Here is a 20,068-nt window from a genome sequence, read left to right on the forward strand (position 1 = left end):
CACCCGACCAGCATGGCGCTCAGTTCGTGGTTGACGTGCGCCACGGCGCGCAGCACGCCCTTGCCGCCGTAGCGGGCCGGGTCATTGTCGCGCAGCTCCAGCGCTTCGCGGCTGCCGGTGGATGCGCCGGAAGGGGAGGCGGCGTAGCCGCAAGCGCCGTCGGACAGCGTGACCTCTGCGGCCACGGTGGGGTTGCCGCGGGAGTCGAGAACCTCGAAGCCGCGGATCGAACGAATAGCAGTCATGGTGTCGCCCTTGTTTCAGTGAAGTCGTTGACGGTGCCAGTCAGGCGGCGGGCTGGCCGACCGTGGCGATGCGCAGCAGGTTGGTGGTGCCGGGCGTGCCGAACGGCATGCCGGCCGAGATCACGATCACCTGACCGGGCTTTGCAAAGCCCTCCTGCTCCGCGGTGTCGCACGCATAGGTGGTCATCTCCGTGACGCTCTCCACCTCGTGGATCACCACCGCATGCACGCCCCACACCAGCGCCATGGCGCGCGCGGCATGCAGGCTCGGCGTCATGCCGATGATGGGCGCTTCGGGCCGCTCGCGCGACATGCGCATCGCGGAGTATCCCGAACTGGTGTACGCCACGGTGGTGGCCACGTGCAGGAGCCCCGCCACGCGCCGCATGGCGCTGCCGATGGCATTGGCGATATCCGGCGTCGGCGGCGTCTGCGAGGCCTCCATGAACTCCCGGTAGTAGGGGTCGGCCTCGGTCTGCACGATGATGCTGTTCATCATCTGCACGGCTTCCACCGGATACCTGCCTGAGGCCGATTCGGCGGACAGCATCACCGCGTCGGCGCCGTCGTAGATGGCGGTTGCCACATCGGAGGCCTCGGCGCGGGTGGGCACCGGCGAGCTCACCATCGACTCCAGCATCTGCGTGGCCACGATGACGGGCTTGCCGGCGCGGCGRCAAGCCTGCACGATGCGCTTCTGGATCGCCGGCACCTGCTCGGCGGGCAGTTCCACGCCGAGATCGCCGCGCGCCACCATCACCGCATCGGTCTCGGCCACGATCGCCTGCAGCTCGGCGATGGCAGCGGGCTTCTCCAGCTTGGCGACGATGCCGGCGCGTCCCCCGACGATCTGCTTGATCTCGCGGATATCCTCCGCGCGCTGGACGAAGGACAAGGCGATCCAGTCCACGCCCAGCGACAGCCCGTAGTCCAGGTCTTCCCTGTCCTTGGCCGTCAGCGCCGACAGCGGCAGCACCACGCCGGGCACGTTGACGCCCTTGCGATCGGATAGCAGGCCGCCGTCGATCACCTCGGTCTGCGCGAAATCGGGGCCAAAGGCCTTGACGCGCAGGCGCAGCTTGCCGTCGTCGAGCAGGAGGTCGGTGTCGGCCTGCAGCGCGGCGAAGATCTCGGGATGCGGCAGGGCCACGCGGGTGGCGTCGCCGGGACGGTCCCGGTCCATGTCGAGCCGGAACGACTGACCCGCCACCAGCGTCACCGGGCCATCGCCGAATTGCCCCACGCGCAGCTTCGGGCCCTGCAGGTCGAGCAGCACGCCGATCGGCCGGCCCAGCTCCGTCTCAAGGTCGCGGATCAGCGCGAGCCTCGCCTTGTGGTCGGCGTGCGTGCCGTGGCTGAAGTTCAGCCGGAACACATCGGCACCGGCCTGGAACAGGCGGCGCAGCGTGGCGGCATCGCTGCTCGCGGGGCCGATGGTGGCGACAATCTTGGCATTGCGGGTACGGCGCATGATCTAGCATCCTTTCCCGGCCGCTGCGCAGATCAGCAGGGCACGGAAGTCGTTGACGTTGGTAAGCGTGGGGCCCGTGACGATGGCGTCGCCCAGGGACCCGAAGAGGGTGTGTCCGTCGTTGTTGGCAAGATAGGCGCGCGGCGCCATGCCGCTGGCCCAGGCCCGCGCGAGCGTGGTGGGATCGGCGTAGGCCCCGGCGATTTCCTCGATGCCATCCACGCCGTCGGTATCGGCGGCCAGCGCATGCACGCCGGCGTGACCGTCGAGCGCAATCGCCAGGGACAGCAGGAACTCCACATTGCGCCCGCCGCGGCCACTGCCCTTGACCGTGACGGTGGTCTCGCCGCCAGACAGCAGCACGCAGGGAAGCTCGAACGGGGGCGTGCCGTGCGCGGCCTGGAAGGCGATGCCGGCCATCACCTTGCCGACATCGGCCGCCTCGCCTTCGATGCGGTCGCCCAGCACATAGGGCTGGATGCCGGCTGCCTGCGCGGCCCGCGCGGCGGCCGCCAGGGATCTCGCGGGCGTGGCGATGGTGCGCACCGCGCTGCGTGCCAGGCGCGCATCGCCCGGCTTGATGGATTCTCCGGCACCGGACACCAGCAGCCGTTGCGCACCCGCCGGCAACGCAATGCGGTAGCGCTGCACGATCTCCAGCGCATCCTGGCAGGTGGTGGCGTCGCCAACGGTGGGGCCGGAGGCGATATTCACGGGATCGTCGCCAGGCACGTCCGAGATCAGCAACGTGACCACGCGCGCCGGATGGCACGCCGCCGCCAGCCGGCCGCCCTTGATGGCGGAGAGGTGCCGGCGCACGCAATTCATCTCGGAGATGGTGGCGCCGCTGGCCAGCAGCGCCTGGCTGACCGCGCGCTTGTCCGCCAGGCTCATGCCGGGCGGCGGCAGGCTGAGCAGCGATGAGCCGCCGCCCGAGATCAGGCAGATGACCAGGTCGTCGGCGCACAGTCCCGCGACCAGTTCCAGCATGCGTGCCGCCGCGCGCTCGCCGGCGGCATCGGGCACGGGATGCGCCGCCTCCACGACCTCGATGCGCGAGGTGGGCACGGCATGGCCGTAGCGTGTCACGACCAGCCCGCTCAGCGGGCCCGGCCAGGCCTGCTCCAGCGCATGCGCCATGCTCGCGGCAGCCTTGCCGGCACCGACCACCAGGGTGCGGCCGGCCGGTGGCTCGGGCAGCGCGCGCGCCAGGCAGTCGCGCGGATCCGCCGCGGACACGGCTGCCCGAAACAGCGACTCGAGAAATGCGCGGGGATTTTCGATGGTGGGAGAGGTCACGATGAGCTACCTGTTTCTCATGTAGTTGTGCTGCTCTTGCGCTGCCGTTGTGCTGCCGTTGTGCTGCCGTTGCGCAGAGGGCGAAGACTAGGCGCTCTTGCGTGCGCCGGCGGCAAAGCCCGGCTGCAAGGGCCGCTCGGGCAGCACTTGCGCGACCTCGTCCTCATAGAGCTGTTCGAGGTTCTCGGGGTCGACCTCGCCGTCGAGCACGCGCCTGACGCGATCCTCGTCGAGCGCCCCCACCCACTTGGCGATTGCCATGGTGGCGACGGCGTTGCCGATGGTGTTGGTGATGGCCCGTGCCTCGGACATGAAGCGGTCCACGCCAAGCAGCAGCACCATGCCGGCCACCGGGATCTTGCCCAGCGAAGCGAGCGTTGCCGCCAGGGTGATGAAGCCCGAGCCGGTGATGCCGGCAGAGCCCTTCGAGGTCAGCAGCAGCACGCCCAGCACCACGAACTGGTCTGTCAGGGTCAGCGGTGTATTGGTTGCCTGGGCGATGAAGATGGCAGCCATGGTGTAGTAGATGCATTGGCCGTCGGGATTGAAGGTAAGGCCGGCAGGCACCACCAGGCCGACGACCGGCTTCGAGACGCCTGCGTTCTCGAGCTTGCGCATCAACTGGGGAATCACCGACTCCGACGAACTGGTGCCCAGCACGGTGAGGATCTCGTCCTTGATGTACTTCAGGAACTTGAGCAGGCTGAAGCCGCAGGCGCGGCAGATGGTGCCCAGCACCACCAGCACGAACAGCGCGCAGGTGCCATACATGGTGGCCACCAGCTTGCCGAGCGACGCGATGGAGCCGAAGCCGTATTTGCCCACCGTGAACGACATGGCGCCGAACGCGGCAACCGGCGCGAAGCGCATGATCATGCCAACCACTGCGAACATGGCATTGGCGAACGAATCCAGCGCTGCCACGAACGGCTTGCCGCGCTCGCCCAGGTGCGCCAGTGCCACGCCCATGAAGACCGAGAACACCAGGATCTGCAGAATGTCGTTCTTGGCCAGCGCGTCGGCGATGCTCAGGGGCACCAGGTTGAGCAGGAAGTCCATCACGCCTTCGTGCTTCACCTGCGCGGTATAGGCGGCAATGCTCTTGGTATCGAGCGTCGCGGGATCGACATTCATGCCGTGCCCCGGCTGCACCACGTTGACGACAATGACGCCGAGCAGCAGCGCAAACGTGGACAGCACCTCGAAGTACAGCATGGCACGCCAGCCCACGCGGCCGAGGTCCTTCATGCTTTCCATCTTGGCGATGCCAAGCACGACGGTGGCAAAGATGATCGGCGCGAACACCAYCTTGATCAGACGGATGAAGATGTCGCCGAGCGGCTTGAGCTCGCTGCCGACCTGCGGCAGGAAGACGCCGAGCAGGATGCCTGTCGCCACCGCGATCAGCACCTGGACATACAGTGAGCCAATGAGTCGCCTTTTCATGATGTCTCCTGCGGCGACGCACTTGCTGCAGACGCCAGTTTTGCCTTTGTCAACCGGATGCGGCCACCGTCTCGGCGGTGGCCGTGATTGCCGCTCAATCCATGCTTACCTGCGCGTCCTTGACGAGCTTGCCGAAGCGGGTGACTTCTTCCCTGATCTGCGCCGTCATCTGGGGCGGGGTGTTGCCCACCGGCTCGGCGCCGATGGCTGCGAGCTGCTGCCTGACATCGGGACGGGCCAGCGCCTTGATGATCTCCGCGCTGAGGCGGTTGACGATCTCGGGCGGCGTGCCGGCGGGCGCCAGGATGCCGAACCAGGAGGCGATGTCGAAGCCGGGCAGGCCGGCTTCGGCCAGCGTGGGCACATCCGGCAGCGCCGATGAGCGCCTGGCCGTGGCAACGGCCAGCGGCTTGAGCTTGCCCGCCTTGATGTAGGGCAAGGCCGAAGACATCGTGTCGAACATCATCGAAACCTGCCCGCCCATCAGGTCGGTGATGGCCGGCGCGCTGCCCTTGTACGGAACGTGGACGATGCTGGTGCCGGTCTGCGCCTTGAATTGCTCGCCGATCAGGTGGTGGGCCGTGCCGTTGCCATTCGAGGCATAGGTGAGCTTGCCCGGGTTTGCCTTGGCATAGGCCACCAGTTCCTGCACGTTCCTGGCGGGAAACCCCGGGCTGACCACCAGCACGTTGGGCACGATGGCCACCACCGAGATCGGGGTCAGGTCTTTCTGGAAATCGTAGGAGAGCTTTTTGTAGACGTTGGGCGCGATGGTGTGGTGTACCGCGCCCATCAGCAGCGTGTAGCCATCCGCCGGCGACTTGGCGACGGCGTCCGCGCCGATGGTGGCGCCGGCGCCCGGGCGGTTCTCGATGACCACGGGCTGGCCGAGTGCCTGGGTAAGCCGCTGGCCCACGGCGCGGGCAAGCACGTCGGTGGTGCCGCCCGGCGGGAACGGCACCACGAGGCGGATCGGCTTGGTGGGATAGGTCTGCGCGAGCGCGGTGCCGGCGGCGAGCGCGAGTGCGAACGCGGTCACCGCAGTCCGGATGGCGGATTGCATGCTTGTCTCCTGTCTTGGTATCTTTGCCGGCCCATCGCGGGCCGGCCCGGTGCGGGGCACCTGTACCGGTGCTGTCCCGCCTGCCTCGGGGGCTGCGCGGCGAACCGCGCCTTGCCTTCGTCCTGCCGTATGGCTCAGGCTGCTTGCCTGACCTGGCTTGCCAGCACCTTGCAGACCGCATCGGTGACCGACGCAGTGGTGGCATTGCCGCCCAGGTCGGGCGTGAACACGCCATCCGCCGTGATCTGCTCGATGGCGGCCATCAGCCGGTCGGCCGCGGCCTTCTCGCCGAGGTGCTCCAGCATCATGGCGGCGGTCCAGAAGGTGGCGATGGGATTGGCCACCCCCTTGCCGGTGATGTCGAAGGCCGAACCGTGGATGGGTTCGAACATCGACGGGAACACGCGCTCCGGATTCAGGTTGGCGGTCGGGGCGATACCCAGGCTGCCGGACAAGGCGGCGGCCAGGTCGGAGAGAATGTCGGCGTGCAGGTTGGTGGCAACCACCACGTCGAGCGTATGGGGCTTGAGCACCATGCGCGTGGTGACGGCGTCGACCAGTTCGCGGTCGGTCTTGACGTCCGGATAGTCCTTGGCGACTTCGTAGAAGATCTCGTCCCACATCACCATGCCGAAGCGCTGCGCGTTCGACTTGGTCACCAGGGTCAGGTGCTTGCGAGGACGCTTGCGCGCCAGCTCGAAGGCAAAGCGGTGGATGCGCTCGACGCCGGCGCGGGTGAACACGGCCGTTTCCGTGCCGGTTTCGATCGGCAGGCCGCGGTGGGTACGGCCGCCGTTGCCCGCGTACTCGCCCTCCGAGTTCTCGCGGATGATGACCCAGTCAATGTCCTTGCCGTTGGCCAGCGGGCTCTTGACGCCCGGCAGCACGCGCGCCGGGCGCACGTTGGCGTACTGGTCGAAGCCCTGCGCGATCGGTAGCCGCAGGCCCCACAGCGATACGTGGTCGGGCACGTTGAGCGCACCGACGGCGCCGAAGAAAATCGCGTCGAACTGTTTCAGGCGCTCCAGCCCGCCCTCGGGGATGTAGTGGCCCTGCTCCAGGTAGTAGTCCGAGCTCCAGGGGAAATGCTCTACGCTCAGCTTGAAGCCGCCGTCCTGGGCCGCCAGGGCATCCAGCACCTGCAGGCCGGCAGAGATGACTTCCGGGCCGATGCCATCACCGGGGATGGCTGCAATCTTGTATTCGCGCATGGCGATGCTCCTCTCGTTGGTTTCACACTGCGAAGGCCTTTCAACCGGCATGGTGTCGTTGCCTTGCGTGACCTAACTATCGGTGAAAACTGGAGGAGTAAAATGAACTGGAATTCAAACTAATATTAACTTGAGGTTGAAAATGGGCCAGCCTTCCGAACTTGCCTTCTTCGCCGGCCTGGTCAAGGCCGGGAGCCTCTCGGCGGCGGCTCGCGAGCAGGATGTCACGCCGGCGGCGGTCAGCAAACGGCTGGCCCAGCTGGAGAGCCGGCTTGGCGTGCGCCTCTTGAACCGCACGACGAGGCGCATCGGCCTGACGGCGGAAGGCGAGGTTTATCTCGAGCACGCGCGCCGGCTGCTGGCCGAGATCGAAGACCTCGACCAGCTGATCTCCAGCAGCCATGTATCGCCGCGCGGGACATTGCGCGTCAATGCACCGCTGGGCTTCGGACGGACCTATATCGCTCCCGCCATCTCGGCCTTCGTCAAGCAGCACCGGCAGATGGAAGTCCAGCTTCATCTCACGGACAGGCCCATGAACCTGGGGGACGAAGGTTTCGACGTGGGGATCCGCTTCGGCGAGATCCCGGATACCCGCCTGATGGCGCGCAAGATTGCCGACAACCGCCGGCTCGTCTGTGCCGCGCCCTCGTACCTGAAGGCGCACGGCATTCCTGCCACGCCGCAGGATCTGTCGCAGCACCAGTGCATCGTGCTGCGGCAGAACGAATCGGCCTATGGCATCTGGCGCTTCACCAGGGGCAAGAAGACCGAAAGCGTCAAGGTGCGAGGCGCGCTGAGCAGCAATGACGGCGAAGTGACGCTCACCTGGGGCCTGGACGGCCAGGGCATCCTGCAGCGCGCCGAATGGGACCTTGCCAAATACCTGCGCAGCGGACGCCTGGTCTTGCTGCTCGAAGACTACGCACTGCCGCCGGCGGATATCTTCGCGGTCTTTCCCGAGCGGCTGAACCTGTCCGCCAAGGTGCGGGCGTTCCTGGATTTCCTGGTCGCCCACTTCGAGGGAAAACTGCTGAAGGCGCGCGGGGCGGGGTCGCCCTGGTAAGGGAAGACCAGGGGCATGGGACAGAAGAATATCGCCTTGAGCCGGCGCGGCCGCACACCCGCGACCGCGGCCGCTCAGCGGTGCCGGCGGGGCCGCCAGGGTTGTGCAGCCARCCGGGCCGCCCGGGTGACGATCGGGCCCTACTTGATCAGCGCCAGCACGTCGCGGAAGCGCGGATGCCGGCTGGTGCGCAACCATTCGAAGCCCACCATCTCCACCGTCACGGCACTCGCGCCTGCCTCGCGCAGGCGTTCGACGGCGGCACGGTGGCTGGCTTGCTGGCGCGAGCCGCTTGCGTCGATCACAAGGTTGACGTCGTAGCCGTGCCGCAGCAGGCCCATGGCAGTCTGCAGCACGCACACATGGGCTTCGCAGCCTGCCACTACCAGCGTCTTGCGCCCGGCGGGCAGGGCCTCGACCAGGCCGCCTTCGCAGGCATCGAAATGGTCCTTGGCGATGGTCCGGTCGCATAGCTGCCGGATCTCGGGGAGATTCTCGCCGAGGCTCGCCGGACTTTGCTCGGTGCCGATCACGGGCACGCCAAGGATGCGCGCGATGCTGGCGAGCCGCACGCTTTCCCTGACCACGCGCTCGGCCTGGTGGATCGCCGGCATCAGCCGCGCCTGCAGGTCCACCAGGACCAGTACGGAACCTTCCGCATTCAATAGCACATCGGTCTCCATCGGTAAGCCTCCCGGGGGCGCGGGTGGCACGCCCGCCTCCCAATTTAAGCGCTGTCCAGGCCAGTTTCAAGCAGGCGACGGCAGCCGCGCGGCCATCAGGCGAACATGTCGATGCCTTGCACCAGGCGCCTGGCCAGCCGCGGCTGGCGGAACTGGTCGAGCCACCATTGCAGCGCGCGGCCTTCGTGGTCGCCGCGCCAGGCCACATAGAGCGTATTCGGCTCGCGCGGATCGGCGGTGCGCTTCTCGACCAGTTCACCGCGCTTGAGCAGCGACGCCACCCGGTGGCGCGGCAGCCAGCCCACGCCAAGCCCCTCGCGCTGCGCCAGGATCTTGGCGCGCATGCTCGGCACGGCCAGCGAAGCCTGTCCGCCAACCAGCCCGTAGGCGCGCCCGGCCGAGGCGCGCGATGAATCCGCCACCACCACCGCGCGGTGCGCGGAAACCAGATCGCGCGTGAGCGGGCCTGCCACGCTGGCCAGCGGGTGGCGCGGCGCGACGGCGAACACCCATTCCACCACGCCCAGCTCGAACCAGCGCAGGCCGGGAATGGCGGGCGGCTCGTTGGTTGCGCCCACGATCACATCGGCGCGGCCATCGCGCAGGGCTTCCCAGGTGCCGCTCAGCACTTCGTGCGTCAGGCGGATCGCCACGCCCGACTTGAGGGCGTCGAAGCCGCGGATCACCGGCATCAGCGATTCGAACTCCATGACCTCGTCGGTGACGATCCACAGGCGGTCTTCCCAGCCGCTGGCGACCTGCCGCACGCGCTGCGTCATGCGCGACACATCCTGCATCAGCCGCGCCGCCTCGTCGGCCAGCAAATGTCCAGCGGGGGTCAGCTGCAGGCGGTAGCGCCGGCGGTCGAACAGCAGCGCGTCGAAGCGGCCCTCCAGCTGCCGCGCGGCATGCGAGACCGTGGAGGGTGCCTTGCCCAGGCGCGCGGCCGCGCGCGAGAGGCTGCCGCTGGCGCGGATGGCCTCGAGCAGGGCCAGTTCATCTTCCGACAACATGTTCAACTCCGTCGAACGAGTTCATCGGGGAAATCGTACGGCAAAAGCGCGGCGGGGGTGCAATATTCCCCTCACATTGATGCACTGTCTTTCCCTGAAACCCTTTGTCTAGTGCGCCGTCGGCCAGGAAACGAGTTCCGGCCAAGGCACCGTACCGCGGAGAAAAATCATGGCCCTGTTCCACCGCCTGGCGCGATATGCCGGCGCCGCCGCGTTTGCCCTCGCCACGCTGGCGCCGCTCGCCACCCAGGCGCACGCCGCCCAGGGCGCCGGCGACACCTCCGCCGCCTCCGCCGCCATCCGGCAGCATGACGTCACCGCCAACGGCGTTTCGCTGCACTACATGCAGGCCGGCAGCGGCGACGGCACGCCGGTGATACTGCTGCACGGCTACGCGGAGACCAGTCATATGTGGCTGCCGCTGATGTCGCGGCTGGCCGGCAAGCGCGTCGTCATCGCGCCCGACCTGCGCGGCGCGGGCGCGTCCGGCATCACGCCGGCGGGCTATGAGAAGAAGGCGCTGGCGCAGGATATCCATGCCCTGGTGCAGGCGCTCGGCTACCGCAAGGTCAATGTCATCGGCCACGATATCGGCCTGATGGTGGCCTACGCCTATGCTGCGCAATACCCCGGCGAAGTCGAGAGCGTGACGCTGATGGATGCCTTCCTGCCCGGCGTGGGCGACTGGCAGAAGGTCTGGCTGCTGCGCGACAAATGGCACTTCAACTTCTACGGCGACACGCCCGAGAAGCTGGTGCAAGGCCGCGAGCGTATCTACTTCGAACATTTCTGGAACGATTTCGCGGCCGATCCGGCGCGTGCGATGTCGGAAGCCGACCGCCAGCGCTATGCCGCCGCCTTCGCGCGTCCTGGCCGGATGCGCGCCGGCTTCGAGTTCTTCCGTGCCTTCCCGCAGGATGCGAAGGACTTCGCCGAACTCGCCCGGCGACCGCTGCCAATGCCCATGCTGGTGCTGGCCGGCGAGAAGGCCTCGGGCAATTTCCTGATCGACCAGGCGCGGCTGGTGGCCACCAATGTGCAGGGCGTGATCGTCAAGGGCTCTGGCCACTGGCTGATGGAAGAGGCGCCCGGCCAGACCATTCCGGCCATCGTCGACTTCATCAACGCACAGGCAGGGAATCAAGCCTCGTCAGCGCAATAATGCAACAAGGCAACAACGCGGCGATGCCTGTGCGCGGCGCCGCACCGAAGGAGTAAGACATGGGACTGCTCGTCAACGGCAAGTGGGAAGACCGCTGGTACGACACCAAATCCACGGGCGGCCGCTTCGTCCGCAAGGACGCCGCCTTCCGCAACTGGGTGACGGCCGACGGCGCCGCGGGCCCCAGCGGCCGCGGCGGCTTCAAGGCGGAAGCCGGCCGCTATCATCTGTACGTGAGCCTGGCCTGCCCGTGGGCGCACCGCACGCTGATCCTGCGTGCGCTCAAGGGGCTGGAAGACATGGTCAGCGTCTCCACGGTGCACTGGCTGATGCGCAACGAGGGCTGGACCTTCGCGCCGGGCCCGGGCGTGGTGCCGGACAGCGTCAACGACGCGCGCCTGCTGCATGAGGTCTATACCGCCGCCGACCCGGGCCACACGGGCCGCGTCACCGTGCCGGTGCTGTGGGACAAGCGGCAGGGAACCATTGTCAGCAATGAGTCCTCCGAGATCATCCGCATGTTCAACACGGCGTTCGACGGCATCGGCGCACGTGCCGGCGACTACTACCCGGCGGCGCTGCGCGCCGGCATCGACGAAGTCAACGCCCGGGTCTACGACACCGTCAACAACGGCGTCTACAAGTCCGGCTTCGCCACCACGCAGCAAGCATACGAAGAGGCCGTGGCGCCGTTGTTCGACACGCTCGACTGGCTCGAAGCCCGCCTCGCGGACCGCCGCTTCCTCATGGGCGACCAGCTCACCGAGGCCGACATCCGCCTGTTCACCACGCTGGTGCGCTTCGACGCGGTCTATGTGGGGCACTTCAAGTGCAACCTGCGCCGTATCGCGGACTACCCGAACCTGTCGGCCTACACGCGCGATATCTACCAGCTGCCCGGCGTCGCGCCGACCGTGAATATCGAGCACATCAAGCGGCACTACTACGAGAGTCATCTCTCGATCAATCCGAGCGGCGTGGTGCCCGCCGGCCCGGTGCTGGACTTCACTTCGCCGCCAGCACGCGCCTGACCGCAGGAAAACCCGCGTCCGCCCGGCCCGGACGCGAGCCGGCCAGGCAATTCCGCCTTGGCCGTGGATCGTCTCGCCCATCCTCCAGGAAAACATCATGCTCAAGTTCTACGACGTGGAGTTCGTCTGGGCGGACCAGCAGATCTCGGCGCAGTTGCGCTCGACCATGCTGCGCGATCCCGAGGGCAACCTCGTCCATATCTTCGGCCCGGGCGCGACGAAGGGCTGAGCGGCGCGCGGCAGATGCCGCGGCTTTCCGCTACGATGCCCGGGTCCGGAACTGGCCCGCCCGCGTGGGCGTCCGCGCTTGTTCGATTCATCTTCTTTCGTCGGGATCCCCTGTCATGCGTTTGCACCGCCACTTCCGCCTTACCCTGCTCGCCGCTGCGTGCGTTGCCGCTCCGGCGGCCGTGCTGGCCGCCGACGACGGCCCGGCCTACGGCCCCGAGCTGCAGGGCTTCGACTATCCCGCCCCGGTCCAGCAGTTCAGCTTCACCTCGCAGGGGGAGGCCATGCACATGGCCTACATGGACATCAAGCCGGCCCGGCCCAACGGACGCACCGCGGTGCTGCTGCACGGCAAGAACTTCTGCGCCGCGACCTGGGAGGGCAGCATCAAGGCGCTGAGCGCGGCGGGATACCGCGTGGTGGCGCCGGACCAGATCGGCTTCTGCAAGTCCAGCAAGCCGGCGCGCTACCAGTACACGTTCCAGCAACTGGCGCGCAACACGCACGCCTTGCTCGAGTCGATCGGGGTCGACCAGGCGGTGGTGATCGGCCATTCCACCGGCGGCATGCTGGCGATGCGCTACGCGCTGATGTATCCGCAGCAGACCACGCAACTCGCGCTGGTCAATCCGATCGGCCTGGAAGACTGGAAGGCCAAGGGCGTGCCTTCGCTGTCGGTCGACCAGTGGTATGCGCGCGAACTGGCCACCAATGCCGACAAGATCCGCAGCTATGAGCAGGCGACCTACTACGTGGGCACCTGGCGCCAGGACTACGAGCCCTGGGTGCAGATGCTGGCCGGCATGAACCGCGGCCCGGGCAAGCAGCAGGTGGCATGGAATTCCGCGCTGATCTACGACATGATCTTCACGCAGCYGGTGGTCTATGAGCTGGGCGCGCTGAAGACGCCGACCCTGCTGCTGATCGGCGACAAGGACACCACTGCGATCGCCAAGGATGCGGCGGCGCCCGAGGTCCGCGCCAAGGTGGGCAACTATGCCGAGCTGGGCAAGCTGACTGCCGCCACGCTGCCCAACGCCAGGCTGGTGGAGTTCCCCGAGCTGGGGCATGCGCCGCAGATGCAGGACCCGCAAGCCTTCCACAAGGCGCTGCTAGACGGGCTGGCGGCGCTGCCGGCGAGCCGCTGATCGCCGTCTTTGGTGCCTCGGTGCCTTGCCGCGCTGCGCGATGCTGCTGCCTGACAGTGAGCGCGCGGGCCGCTCACGCCGCCAGCAGCCTGATGGCCCTGGTCAGCGTCTGCCGTGATCTGGCATAGGCGGCCCACGGGTCGGCGCGCTGCGCGCCGATCCGCTCGTGGAGACTGGCGATATTCCATTGCGCGCCCGAGGTGATTTCGTCGAGCTCGTCCCACGCCAACGGAACCGAAACGCCGAGTCCCGGCCGCGCCCGCGCCGAGTAGGCTGCGACCGTGGTGGCGCCGAAGCCGTTGCGCAGGTAATCGATGAAGATCTTGCCGACGCGGTTGCGCGGCCCGCTCCTGGCGACGAAGCGCTGCGGCACGGTCGCCGTCATGTGCAGCACGAGCTGATGCGAGAAGTCCTTCACGGTCTCCCAGTCGAGCCGCGCGGCGATCGGCAGCACCACGTGCAGGCCCTTGCCGCCGCTGGTCTTGAGAAACGCGGACAGGCCCAGTTCGTCGAGCACCGCTTTCATCATGGCGGCGCCCTCGCGTACATGGCCGAACGGCACGCCTTCGCCGGGGTCCAGGTCGAAGATCACGCGGTCCGGCTTGCCGATCGCGCGCTTGTTCGCGTTCCACGTATGGAGCTCGATCACGTTGAACTGCGCCGCGGCCACGATGCCGGCTTCTGACGCGATCTCGAGCAGCGGCGGGTGGGTGGGCCAGAGCGCGGGATCGAGCGTGTTGATGCCCGGCATGCGCAAGCTGTCGCCGTGCTTCTGGAAAAAGAGCTCGCCGCCGATGCCCGCGGGCCCGCGCACCAGCGCCACCGGCCGGCCGCGCAGGTGCGGCAGCAGAAGCGGCGCGATGGCTTCGTAGTACGCCACGAGGTGGCCCTTGGTCAGGCCGGTGGCGGGGTCGATGACGCGATCGGCATGGCTCACCCGCACGCCGGCACCGGCGCCTGCGGTGGCAGCGCTGGCGGTCCTGGCTGCAGCCTTCGTCGCGCTTTTCTTCGGGGTCCTCCCGGCGTGCGTCTCCGAGTCCGTCTCCGAGTCCGTCTTCGAATCTGTCTCCATCTCCATGTTCCTGGCCTTGCCGGCGTCCTTGCTGCTGCGCGTCGTTCCGGGCTTGCGCGCCGGCGTGGCAGCCATCGCGTGGTCCTCTCTGGTGTCCGTTGCACGTTCCACCGAGATGGCCGAGGCCGGCTTGTCGGAGCGCAGGCCGTGGAAAACCGCATGCCGCACGCGCCCCTCCCGGGTCCAGTTGCCGAACGCGATCTCGGCCACCAGCCTGGGCTTGACCCAGTGCGCCTGCATCCTGCCCGGCGGCGTGTCCTGCATGCTGTCCATCGGCGAGGCATCCTGGCGCAGTGGTTCGAGCTTGCGCTGCAGCGAAGCCAGCGTCTGTGTGTCGAAGCCGGTGCCGACCTTGCCGGCGTAGCGCAGGCGGCCGCGCTCGTCATGCACGCCAAGCAGCAGGGCGCCGATACCCTGGCGCGAGCCGGCAGGGTCGGTATAGCCGACCACCACGAACTCCTGGCGGCGGGTGCATTTGAGCTTGATCCACGTGGGCGAGCGCGCGGATACGTAGGGCGCGTCTGCGCGCTTGCCGATCACGCCCTCGAAGCGGAGCTTGCAGACCGCACGCAGCAGCTCGGCGGGCCCGGCGTCGAAGCTTTCGCTGAAGCGCAGGCGGCTCGACGTGCCTGCCGCGAGCGCGTGCCGCAGCATGTCGCGGCGAGCGGCCAGCGGCACCTTGCGCAGGTCGAAGCCGTTGCAGTACGGCAGGTCGAAGACGTAGTACTGGACATCTTCCACCTGCGCGCTTTCGAAGGCGTTCTGCAAGGCCTGGAAATCCGTCCTGCCTTGCTTGTCGGCGATCACGATCTCGCCGTCGAGCCAGCCCGAGTGCAGGCCGAGCGCGGCCACGGCGCGGGCCAGGCTGCGCAGGCGCGAGGTCCAGTCGTTGCCATTGCGCGTGAACAGGCGCACGTCCTTGCCGTCGACGCGCGCAAGCAGGCGGTAGCCGTCGAACTTGACCTCGTACAGCCAGTCCTGGTGCGCCGGCGGCGCCTGTTCGACCAGCGAGGCAAGCTGCGGCGCCAGCATGAGCGGCAGGCCGGCGGCCTTCGCGCCGGCAGGCATATCGTCGGCGGCGGGCGCCTGAGCGGTTTTCCGCGTGCCTTTCGCCGCGGCTCTTGCCGCGGGCTTCGCCGCCGCCTTCTTGCCGGACAAGACGCTGTCGGGCATCGCCGCCACGACGTCGAAGGCCGACGCCGCGCGTGCTTCTTCGTCGCGCTCCTTAATAAGCAGCCAGGCCGGCCTGGCGGTGTCCTGGTCCCGGCCGTGCATGCGTACCAGGGTCCAGTGCCCGTGCAGCTTCTCGCCCTGCAGCGCGAACTTGAGCTTGCCATCGCGATATCCCGCCAGCGGATCGCCAACCGGCTCCCAGGTGCCGCGGTCCCACACGATGACGGTACCTGCGCCATATTGCCCCGGCGCGATGACGCCCTCGAACGAACCGTAGTCGAGCGGGTGGTCCTCCACCTGTACCGCCATGCGCTTGTCGGCGGGATCGAGGCTCGGCCCCTTCGGCACCGCCCAGCTCTTGAGGGTGCCGTCCAGTTCCAGGCGCAAGTCGTAGTGCAGGCGCCTGGCGGCGTGCTTCTGGATCACGAAGGACAGCCCGGCGGCGTGCTTGCGCGAGGCGCGCCCCCTGGGCTCGCTGGTGACGGTGAAATCGCGCTTCTGGCGGTACTTGTCCAGTTGGCTCGGCATCTTGCGCACCCCGCTGCAAAAGGAGGACGGACCAGGGATAGGAGCGGCTATCGGTATGCGCCGGCAGGAAGCGTGCCCGCCGCCGGCGGGCGAGGCGGAGGGAACGACAGGCGCAGGGAACGATTCCTGCATTGGCATCGTACGCCGCCGCCGGCCGCCGTGTATGGCACGCCGGCGTCCCGCCGCGGCGCTGGCACCGCACGCCGGTCTCGTTTTCCTTGTATTTTTTTCCAGCCCCATGCCGGATAAGTTTTGTAGAAATTTCAAACGATTCGCGCCAGATGCCTTGTCGAGGCGGGGCCGATATGTCGGTCACCTGCTGTGCGTGGCGGTTGCCGTACTTGCCACCGGCGTGCGTGCGGCGGACGCCGAAGACGCAAGCCAGCCTGGCGCAGCCCCGGCGCCTCCCGCGGCCCTGCCGGCTCAGCCGGTCCAGCCGGTCCAGCCGGTCCAGCCGGTCCAGCCGGCGAACTGCGGCGACCTGCTGAGCATCGTGCGAGACAGTCTCGACAAGGAAACCGAAGTGGCTTGTGCGCACGCCAGGGCCGCCTGCGGCGAGCGCAAGCGTCCGCTGCTGGGCATCACCGCCTATATCCGCAAGCGCRCCGCAGACGGCGGTGACGATTGCGACACGTTGCTGGAGGTCAACCGGCGCCTGCGCGCGCTGCCGCCGAAGCAGGAGCGTGGCGAGACCCGGTGAGGCCCGGTGAGGCCCGCTGCCGCGGGGAGCATGTGGGGCGGGGCAGGCAGCCGCGCGCAATCCGCTTGCGTGCCTGCCGGGGCGCGCCGTGGTGGTGCTACCATTCGCGCTGATTGCTGGCCCCGGCATGYCRCCGGGGCGGCGAAACGCATTTCTTGCAGGAGAATCCGGATGGACCCGACCGTAGTAATCAGCACTTTCGAACGCATTGCCACTGATGAAACGGTCGAGTTGTCGGTCGACGACGCCGTGGCAGGGCTGGCCGCGCTGCTGGCCAGCGAACCGTTTTCCGATGCCGCGCGCGCATTGCTCGAGAAAGTCGGGGCCACCCTATACCGCGTCGGGCTGGACGGCTACGACGACTGAGCGCATCCGGACCGCGGCCGGGGTGACCAGAGCGCGGTCCCCGGCATACTTTTTCTATCGCATCGTTGACATCGTGGGTGCGTCCCTGTATAAACGCTGATGCAGGTCTTTCAAGCGGTTACTCCGATGTTATGGATCGTCCCCTCCAAGCGGCGATTCAATTGCTCCATGTTCCTTCCTTGATCGTCGTGCCTGGTGAGCATCAGGCTCATTCAGAACTTTTAAGGTTTAAAGGATATCCAGCATGGAAACCGGTACCGTCAAGTGGTTCAATGATTCCAAGGGCTTCGGCTTCATCACCCCGGACGCAGGCGGCAACGACCTGTTCGCTCACTTCTCGGAAATTCAAGGCAGCGGCTTCAAGTCCCTGCAAGAAGGCCAGAAGGTCCGTTACGTAGCCGGCGTTGGCCAAAAGGGCCCGGCAGCGACCAAGATCGAGCCGATCTGATCGCCCGAGTCGCTTCGTGAAAAAACCCCGCATTGCGGGGTTTTTTTACGTCTGCAGGCCGCTCGCGCGGCAGCAAATAAATGGCGAGCGGCCCGGGTGATAGGAGTACAGTGAGAAACATCAAAATGCGGAGCGGATCATGGATACCAACCCGATTGCCAGCTATAAGGGATACGACCTGTACCCGCTCGTATATAAGCATGCGGTGGTGCGCAACTGGCCAGAACGCAGGCCAGACCGGACTTTTGACGCCGCCGTGGTGATCTGCCGCGAGGGCGGCGAGCCCAGCGGCGGGCATGCGCTCACGTTCCGCCTCGACAGCACGCAGTGGGACAACGTGGGCGCGGCGCGGCGCGGGGTACTGCGCTACGCCGAAGACATCATCAACGGCGCGGTTCCCGGGCAATCCGTGGTATCGCTCTGACACCTGGCCAGGGCTGCCGCATGGGCCGCAGCCATCCCCGGTAACATGGTGGACCGGTAGGTGATGTGGTTCGTGCCGCTGGTCTGTCTGCCTGTCAATCCGGCCGCGTGTGCCGCGGCCTCGCAAGCGCATACACCATGAACAAGGTTGCCTTACCGTCCAACTTCCTGTGCACTCTGCCTGGCCAGGGCAAGGGAATCGCCTACCACGTTGCCGTGAGCTTCGTCGACGCCAGCCGTCCGAACGGCGTGCGCTTCACCAGTTTCGTCGGCGAGGGCAGGCGCTCGTTCGGCGTACAGGCCAGCGAGGAGACCGCGCTGGCCGGCACTGTTGCCGACAACTCCGAAGCCCTCTGCCGCCTGGCGATCGGGCAGGTAATCCGCGACAACCTCTACGACAAGGCCGGCGAAGGCGACTACGTGCTGGACCTGCAGGCGCAGCCATGGGAAGGCGAGTTGCGCCCGGTAGGCTCCCGTGTCGCCGCCGGCGTGCCGCGCATGCGCTTCCCCGGATAGCTGGTACGGACTGGCCGCGGGGCGGTCGCCCCGCGGTGCATTGCCGCGCTACTTGCCTTCGTCCGGCACGTTGTAGTTCTGCTGCAGGGAATTCGTGAAGGCCTGGATCTTCTCCAGGCAGGCCTTGCTGTTCGCGCCTTCCATGGTGGACACGGTCCAGTTGCAGCCGTTCGTGTCGGGAGCGTGCCATGCCACGTCGCCGAAACAGGTGCCGGCGCATTCCGGGTACTTCAGTTGCTCCGCGCGAATCATCGCGCGCAGTTCCGCCTTGTGCTTGATCTGTCTGGACATCGTCGTCTCCCGTGCCGGCGTTTTCCTGGGCAGCATACGCCGTTTGTTCTCGAATGTGCGATTTGTTTTGCGCGACGGCACACCCATGGCGCGCCGCGCGAAATATCACTATGGGTGCGCGTTAGCGCCTATGCTGGCAGCAGGGGGAAAGTGCCGGCGCACCGGCGCTGCGCTGCGATACTGCGGGGGGACGAGATGCGGCGAGACATGTCTTTCGCGGACCGGGTGCTGACGGCATTGCGTTCCGATAGCCAGGCAATGATGAGCGACCTCCAGCTTGCCAAGGCACTCGGCAATGTCGAGGCGGCCAAGCTCAGCCACCATCTGCTGCTGCTGCAGGATGCGGGGCTGGTGGCGAAGACCGCCACGTCCGGCTGGCGCCTGACGTGGACCGGGCACGACCGAGCCGAAGCGCGCAGCGCGGGCTAGCAGAGCGTGCGCGCGGGCGCGCATCAAGGCGCGCCTCACTCTTCCTGGAAGGCCTCTTCGCGCTTGGCCTTGATCGAAGGCAGCGCCACGATGGCCACCAGCACGGCGGCGGCGATCAGCAGGCCCAGCGACAGCGGCCGCGTCACGAACACCGTGAACGCTCCACGCGAGAGCAGCAGCGCGCGGCGGAAATTCTCCTCCATCATCGGTCCCAGCACGAAGCCCAGCAGCAGCGGCGCCGGTTCGCACTTGAGCTTGATGAAGAGATAGCCGACCACGCCGAAGGCGGCCGCCGTGAAGACGTCGAAGGTCTGGTTGTTGACCGAGTACACGCCGATGCAGCAGAACGTCAGGATGGCCGGGAACAGGTAGCGGTAGGGCACCTGCAGCAGCTTGACCCAGATGCCGATCAGCGGCAGGTTCAGGATGATCAGCATCAGGTTGCCGATCCACATCGAGGCGATCAGCCCCCAGAACAGCGCGGGGTTGCTGGTCATGACCTGCGGGCCCGGCTGGATATTGTGGATGGTCATCGCGCCCACCATCAGCGCCATCACCGCGTTGGGCGGAATGCCCAGCGTCAGCAGCGGGATGAAGGAGGTCTGCGCCGCGGCGTTGTTGGCCGATTCCGGACCCGCCACGCCTTCGATGGCGCCCTTGCCGAACTCATGCGAGTACTTCGAGGTCTTCTTTTCCAGCGAGTAGGCCGCGAACGAGGCCAGCGCCGCGCCGCCGCCCGGCAGGATGCCCAGTGCTGAGCCCAGCAGCGTGCCACGCAGCACGGCAGGGATCATGCGCTTGAAATCGGCCTTGCTCGGCCACAGGTTGGTGACATGGTCGGTGAAGGTCTCGCGGTTTTCCTTCTGCTCCAGGTTCGCGATGATTTCCGCGAAGCCGAACATGCCCATGGCCAGCGCGACGAAGTCGACGCCATCGGTGAGTTCAGGCACATCGAAGGAGAAGCGCGCGGCGCCCGAGTTCACGTCGGTGCCGACCAGGCCCAGCAGCAGGCCCAGCACGATCATCGCCACGGCTTTCGCCAGTGAGCCCGACGCC

At 67.2% G+C, this 20,068-nt stretch carries 21 protein-coding genes and 1 pseudogene; 11 read left to right on the forward strand and 11 right to left on the reverse strand.

What is annotated here, in order from left to right; genetic code table 11:
* The 6 genes and pseudogenes from eno to AC1DO7_RS26425 all read right to left on the reverse strand — a co-directional run.
* Positions 1-245: pseudogene (gene eno / locus AC1DO7_RS26400) on the reverse strand (phosphopyruvate hydratase); the annotation flags it as partial.
* A gap of 40 nt (positions 246-285) precedes the next feature.
* Positions 286-1,716 (reverse strand): pyruvate kinase, encoded by a 1,431-nt coding sequence (gene pyk / locus AC1DO7_RS26405; RefSeq protein WP_441612692.1) that lies wholly within the window; start codon positions 1,714-1,716, stop codon positions 286-288.
* Between the two features lie 3 nt (positions 1,717-1,719).
* Positions 1,720-3,015 (reverse strand): glycerate kinase type-2 family protein, encoded by a 1,296-nt coding sequence (locus AC1DO7_RS26410; RefSeq protein ID WP_441612691.1) that lies wholly within the window; start codon positions 3,013-3,015, stop codon positions 1,720-1,722.
* A gap of 87 nt (positions 3,016-3,102) precedes the next feature.
* On the reverse strand, positions 3,103-4,461 hold the full coding sequence (locus tag AC1DO7_RS26415; protein WP_477116735.1) for a dicarboxylate/amino acid:cation symporter: 1,359 nt from the start codon (positions 4,459-4,461) through the stop codon (positions 3,103-3,105).
* 94 nt (positions 4,462-4,555) lie between these two features.
* Positions 4,556-5,524: a tripartite tricarboxylate transporter substrate binding protein gene (locus tag AC1DO7_RS26420; RefSeq protein ID WP_441612689.1), complete on the reverse strand. Its 969-nt coding sequence runs from the start codon at positions 5,522-5,524 to the stop codon at positions 4,556-4,558.
* 134 nt (positions 5,525-5,658) lie between these two features.
* Positions 5,659-6,735, reverse strand: coding sequence for a tartrate dehydrogenase (locus AC1DO7_RS26425; protein WP_441612688.1), 1,077 nt, complete (start codon positions 6,733-6,735; stop codon positions 5,659-5,661).
* Positions 6,736-6,877: 142 nt separating this feature from the next.
* Between AC1DO7_RS26425 and AC1DO7_RS26430 the strand changes: the two genes are divergently transcribed.
* The gene (locus AC1DO7_RS26430) at positions 6,878-7,801 is read left to right on the forward strand and encodes a LysR family transcriptional regulator (RefSeq protein WP_441612687.1); all 924 of its coding nucleotides are present in this window, start codon (positions 6,878-6,880) and stop codon (positions 7,799-7,801) included.
* Between the two features lie 140 nt (positions 7,802-7,941).
* Here AC1DO7_RS26430 and AC1DO7_RS26435 read toward each other — a convergent pair whose 3' ends face one another.
* The gene (locus tag AC1DO7_RS26435) at positions 7,942-8,472 is read right to left on the reverse strand and encodes an isochorismatase family protein (RefSeq protein WP_441612686.1); all 531 of its coding nucleotides are present in this window, start codon (positions 8,470-8,472) and stop codon (positions 7,942-7,944) included.
* A gap of 107 nt (positions 8,473-8,579) precedes the next feature.
* Complete coding sequence (locus AC1DO7_RS26440) at positions 8,580-9,497, reverse strand: LysR family transcriptional regulator (RefSeq protein WP_441612685.1); 918 nt, start codon at positions 9,495-9,497, stop codon at positions 8,580-8,582.
* Between the two features lie 169 nt (positions 9,498-9,666).
* Between AC1DO7_RS26440 and AC1DO7_RS26445 the strand changes: the two genes are divergently transcribed.
* The 4 genes from AC1DO7_RS26445 to AC1DO7_RS26460 all read left to right on the forward strand — a co-directional run bounded on the left by AC1DO7_RS26445 (position 9,667) and on the right by AC1DO7_RS26460 (position 13,066).
* Positions 9,667-10,659, forward strand: coding sequence for an alpha/beta fold hydrolase (locus tag AC1DO7_RS26445; RefSeq protein ID WP_441612684.1), 993 nt, complete (start codon positions 9,667-9,669; stop codon positions 10,657-10,659).
* Positions 10,660-10,718: 59 nt separating this feature from the next.
* Positions 10,719-11,690 (forward strand): glutathione S-transferase family protein, encoded by a 972-nt coding sequence (locus AC1DO7_RS26450; protein ID WP_441612682.1) that lies wholly within the window; start codon positions 10,719-10,721, stop codon positions 11,688-11,690.
* A gap of 97 nt (positions 11,691-11,787) precedes the next feature.
* Complete coding sequence (locus AC1DO7_RS26455; RefSeq protein ID WP_441612681.1) at positions 11,788-11,919, forward strand: hypothetical protein; 132 nt, start codon at positions 11,788-11,790, stop codon at positions 11,917-11,919.
* Between the two features lie 115 nt (positions 11,920-12,034).
* The gene (locus AC1DO7_RS26460) at positions 12,035-13,066 is read left to right on the forward strand and encodes an alpha/beta fold hydrolase (protein WP_477116736.1); all 1,032 of its coding nucleotides are present in this window, start codon (positions 12,035-12,037) and stop codon (positions 13,064-13,066) included.
* 73 nt (positions 13,067-13,139) lie between these two features.
* Here AC1DO7_RS26460 and ligD read toward each other — a convergent pair whose 3' ends face one another.
* Positions 13,140-15,839 carry a DNA ligase D gene (gene ligD, locus AC1DO7_RS26465; protein WP_441612679.1) on the reverse strand — a complete coding sequence of 900 codons (2,700 nt, stop codon included), beginning with the start codon at positions 15,837-15,839 and terminating at the stop codon, positions 13,140-13,142.
* Between the two features lie 325 nt (positions 15,840-16,164).
* Here ligD and AC1DO7_RS26470 point away from each other — a divergent pair, with 325 nt between their 5' ends.
* From AC1DO7_RS26470 to AC1DO7_RS26490, 5 genes are all read left to right on the forward strand, one after another.
* Positions 16,165-16,539 carry a hypothetical protein gene (locus AC1DO7_RS26470; protein ID WP_477116737.1) on the forward strand — a complete coding sequence of 125 codons (375 nt, stop codon included), beginning with the start codon at positions 16,165-16,167 and terminating at the stop codon, positions 16,537-16,539.
* 171 nt (positions 16,540-16,710) lie between these two features.
* Positions 16,711-16,905, forward strand: coding sequence for a hypothetical protein (locus tag AC1DO7_RS26475; RefSeq protein ID WP_441612677.1), 195 nt, complete (start codon positions 16,711-16,713; stop codon positions 16,903-16,905).
* A 244-nt stretch (positions 16,906-17,149) separates the two neighbouring features.
* On the forward strand, positions 17,150-17,353 hold the full coding sequence (locus tag AC1DO7_RS26480) for a cold-shock protein (protein ID WP_020202065.1): 204 nt from the start codon (positions 17,150-17,152) through the stop codon (positions 17,351-17,353).
* Positions 17,354-17,492: 139 nt separating this feature from the next.
* Complete coding sequence (locus tag AC1DO7_RS26485) at positions 17,493-17,777, forward strand: hypothetical protein (protein WP_441612676.1); 285 nt, start codon at positions 17,493-17,495, stop codon at positions 17,775-17,777.
* Positions 17,778-17,914: 137 nt separating this feature from the next.
* Positions 17,915-18,292 (forward strand): hypothetical protein, encoded by a 378-nt coding sequence (locus tag AC1DO7_RS26490; protein ID WP_441612675.1) that lies wholly within the window; start codon positions 17,915-17,917, stop codon positions 18,290-18,292.
* 48 nt (positions 18,293-18,340) lie between these two features.
* Here AC1DO7_RS26490 and AC1DO7_RS26495 read toward each other — a convergent pair whose 3' ends face one another.
* Complete coding sequence (locus tag AC1DO7_RS26495; protein ID WP_441612674.1) at positions 18,341-18,583, reverse strand: hypothetical protein; 243 nt, start codon at positions 18,581-18,583, stop codon at positions 18,341-18,343.
* Between the two features lie 207 nt (positions 18,584-18,790).
* Between AC1DO7_RS26495 and AC1DO7_RS26500 the strand changes: the two genes are divergently transcribed.
* The gene (locus tag AC1DO7_RS26500; protein ID WP_441612673.1) at positions 18,791-19,012 is read left to right on the forward strand and encodes a hypothetical protein; all 222 of its coding nucleotides are present in this window, start codon (positions 18,791-18,793) and stop codon (positions 19,010-19,012) included.
* Positions 19,013-19,047: 35 nt separating this feature from the next.
* Here AC1DO7_RS26500 and AC1DO7_RS26505 read toward each other — a convergent pair.
* Positions 19,048-20,068: tripartite tricarboxylate transporter permease (locus AC1DO7_RS26505; RefSeq protein ID WP_477116738.1), on the reverse strand; the 1,021-nt coding region annotated here is incomplete at its 5' end.

This window comes from Cupriavidus sp. 05N40 (assembly GCF_056397305.1).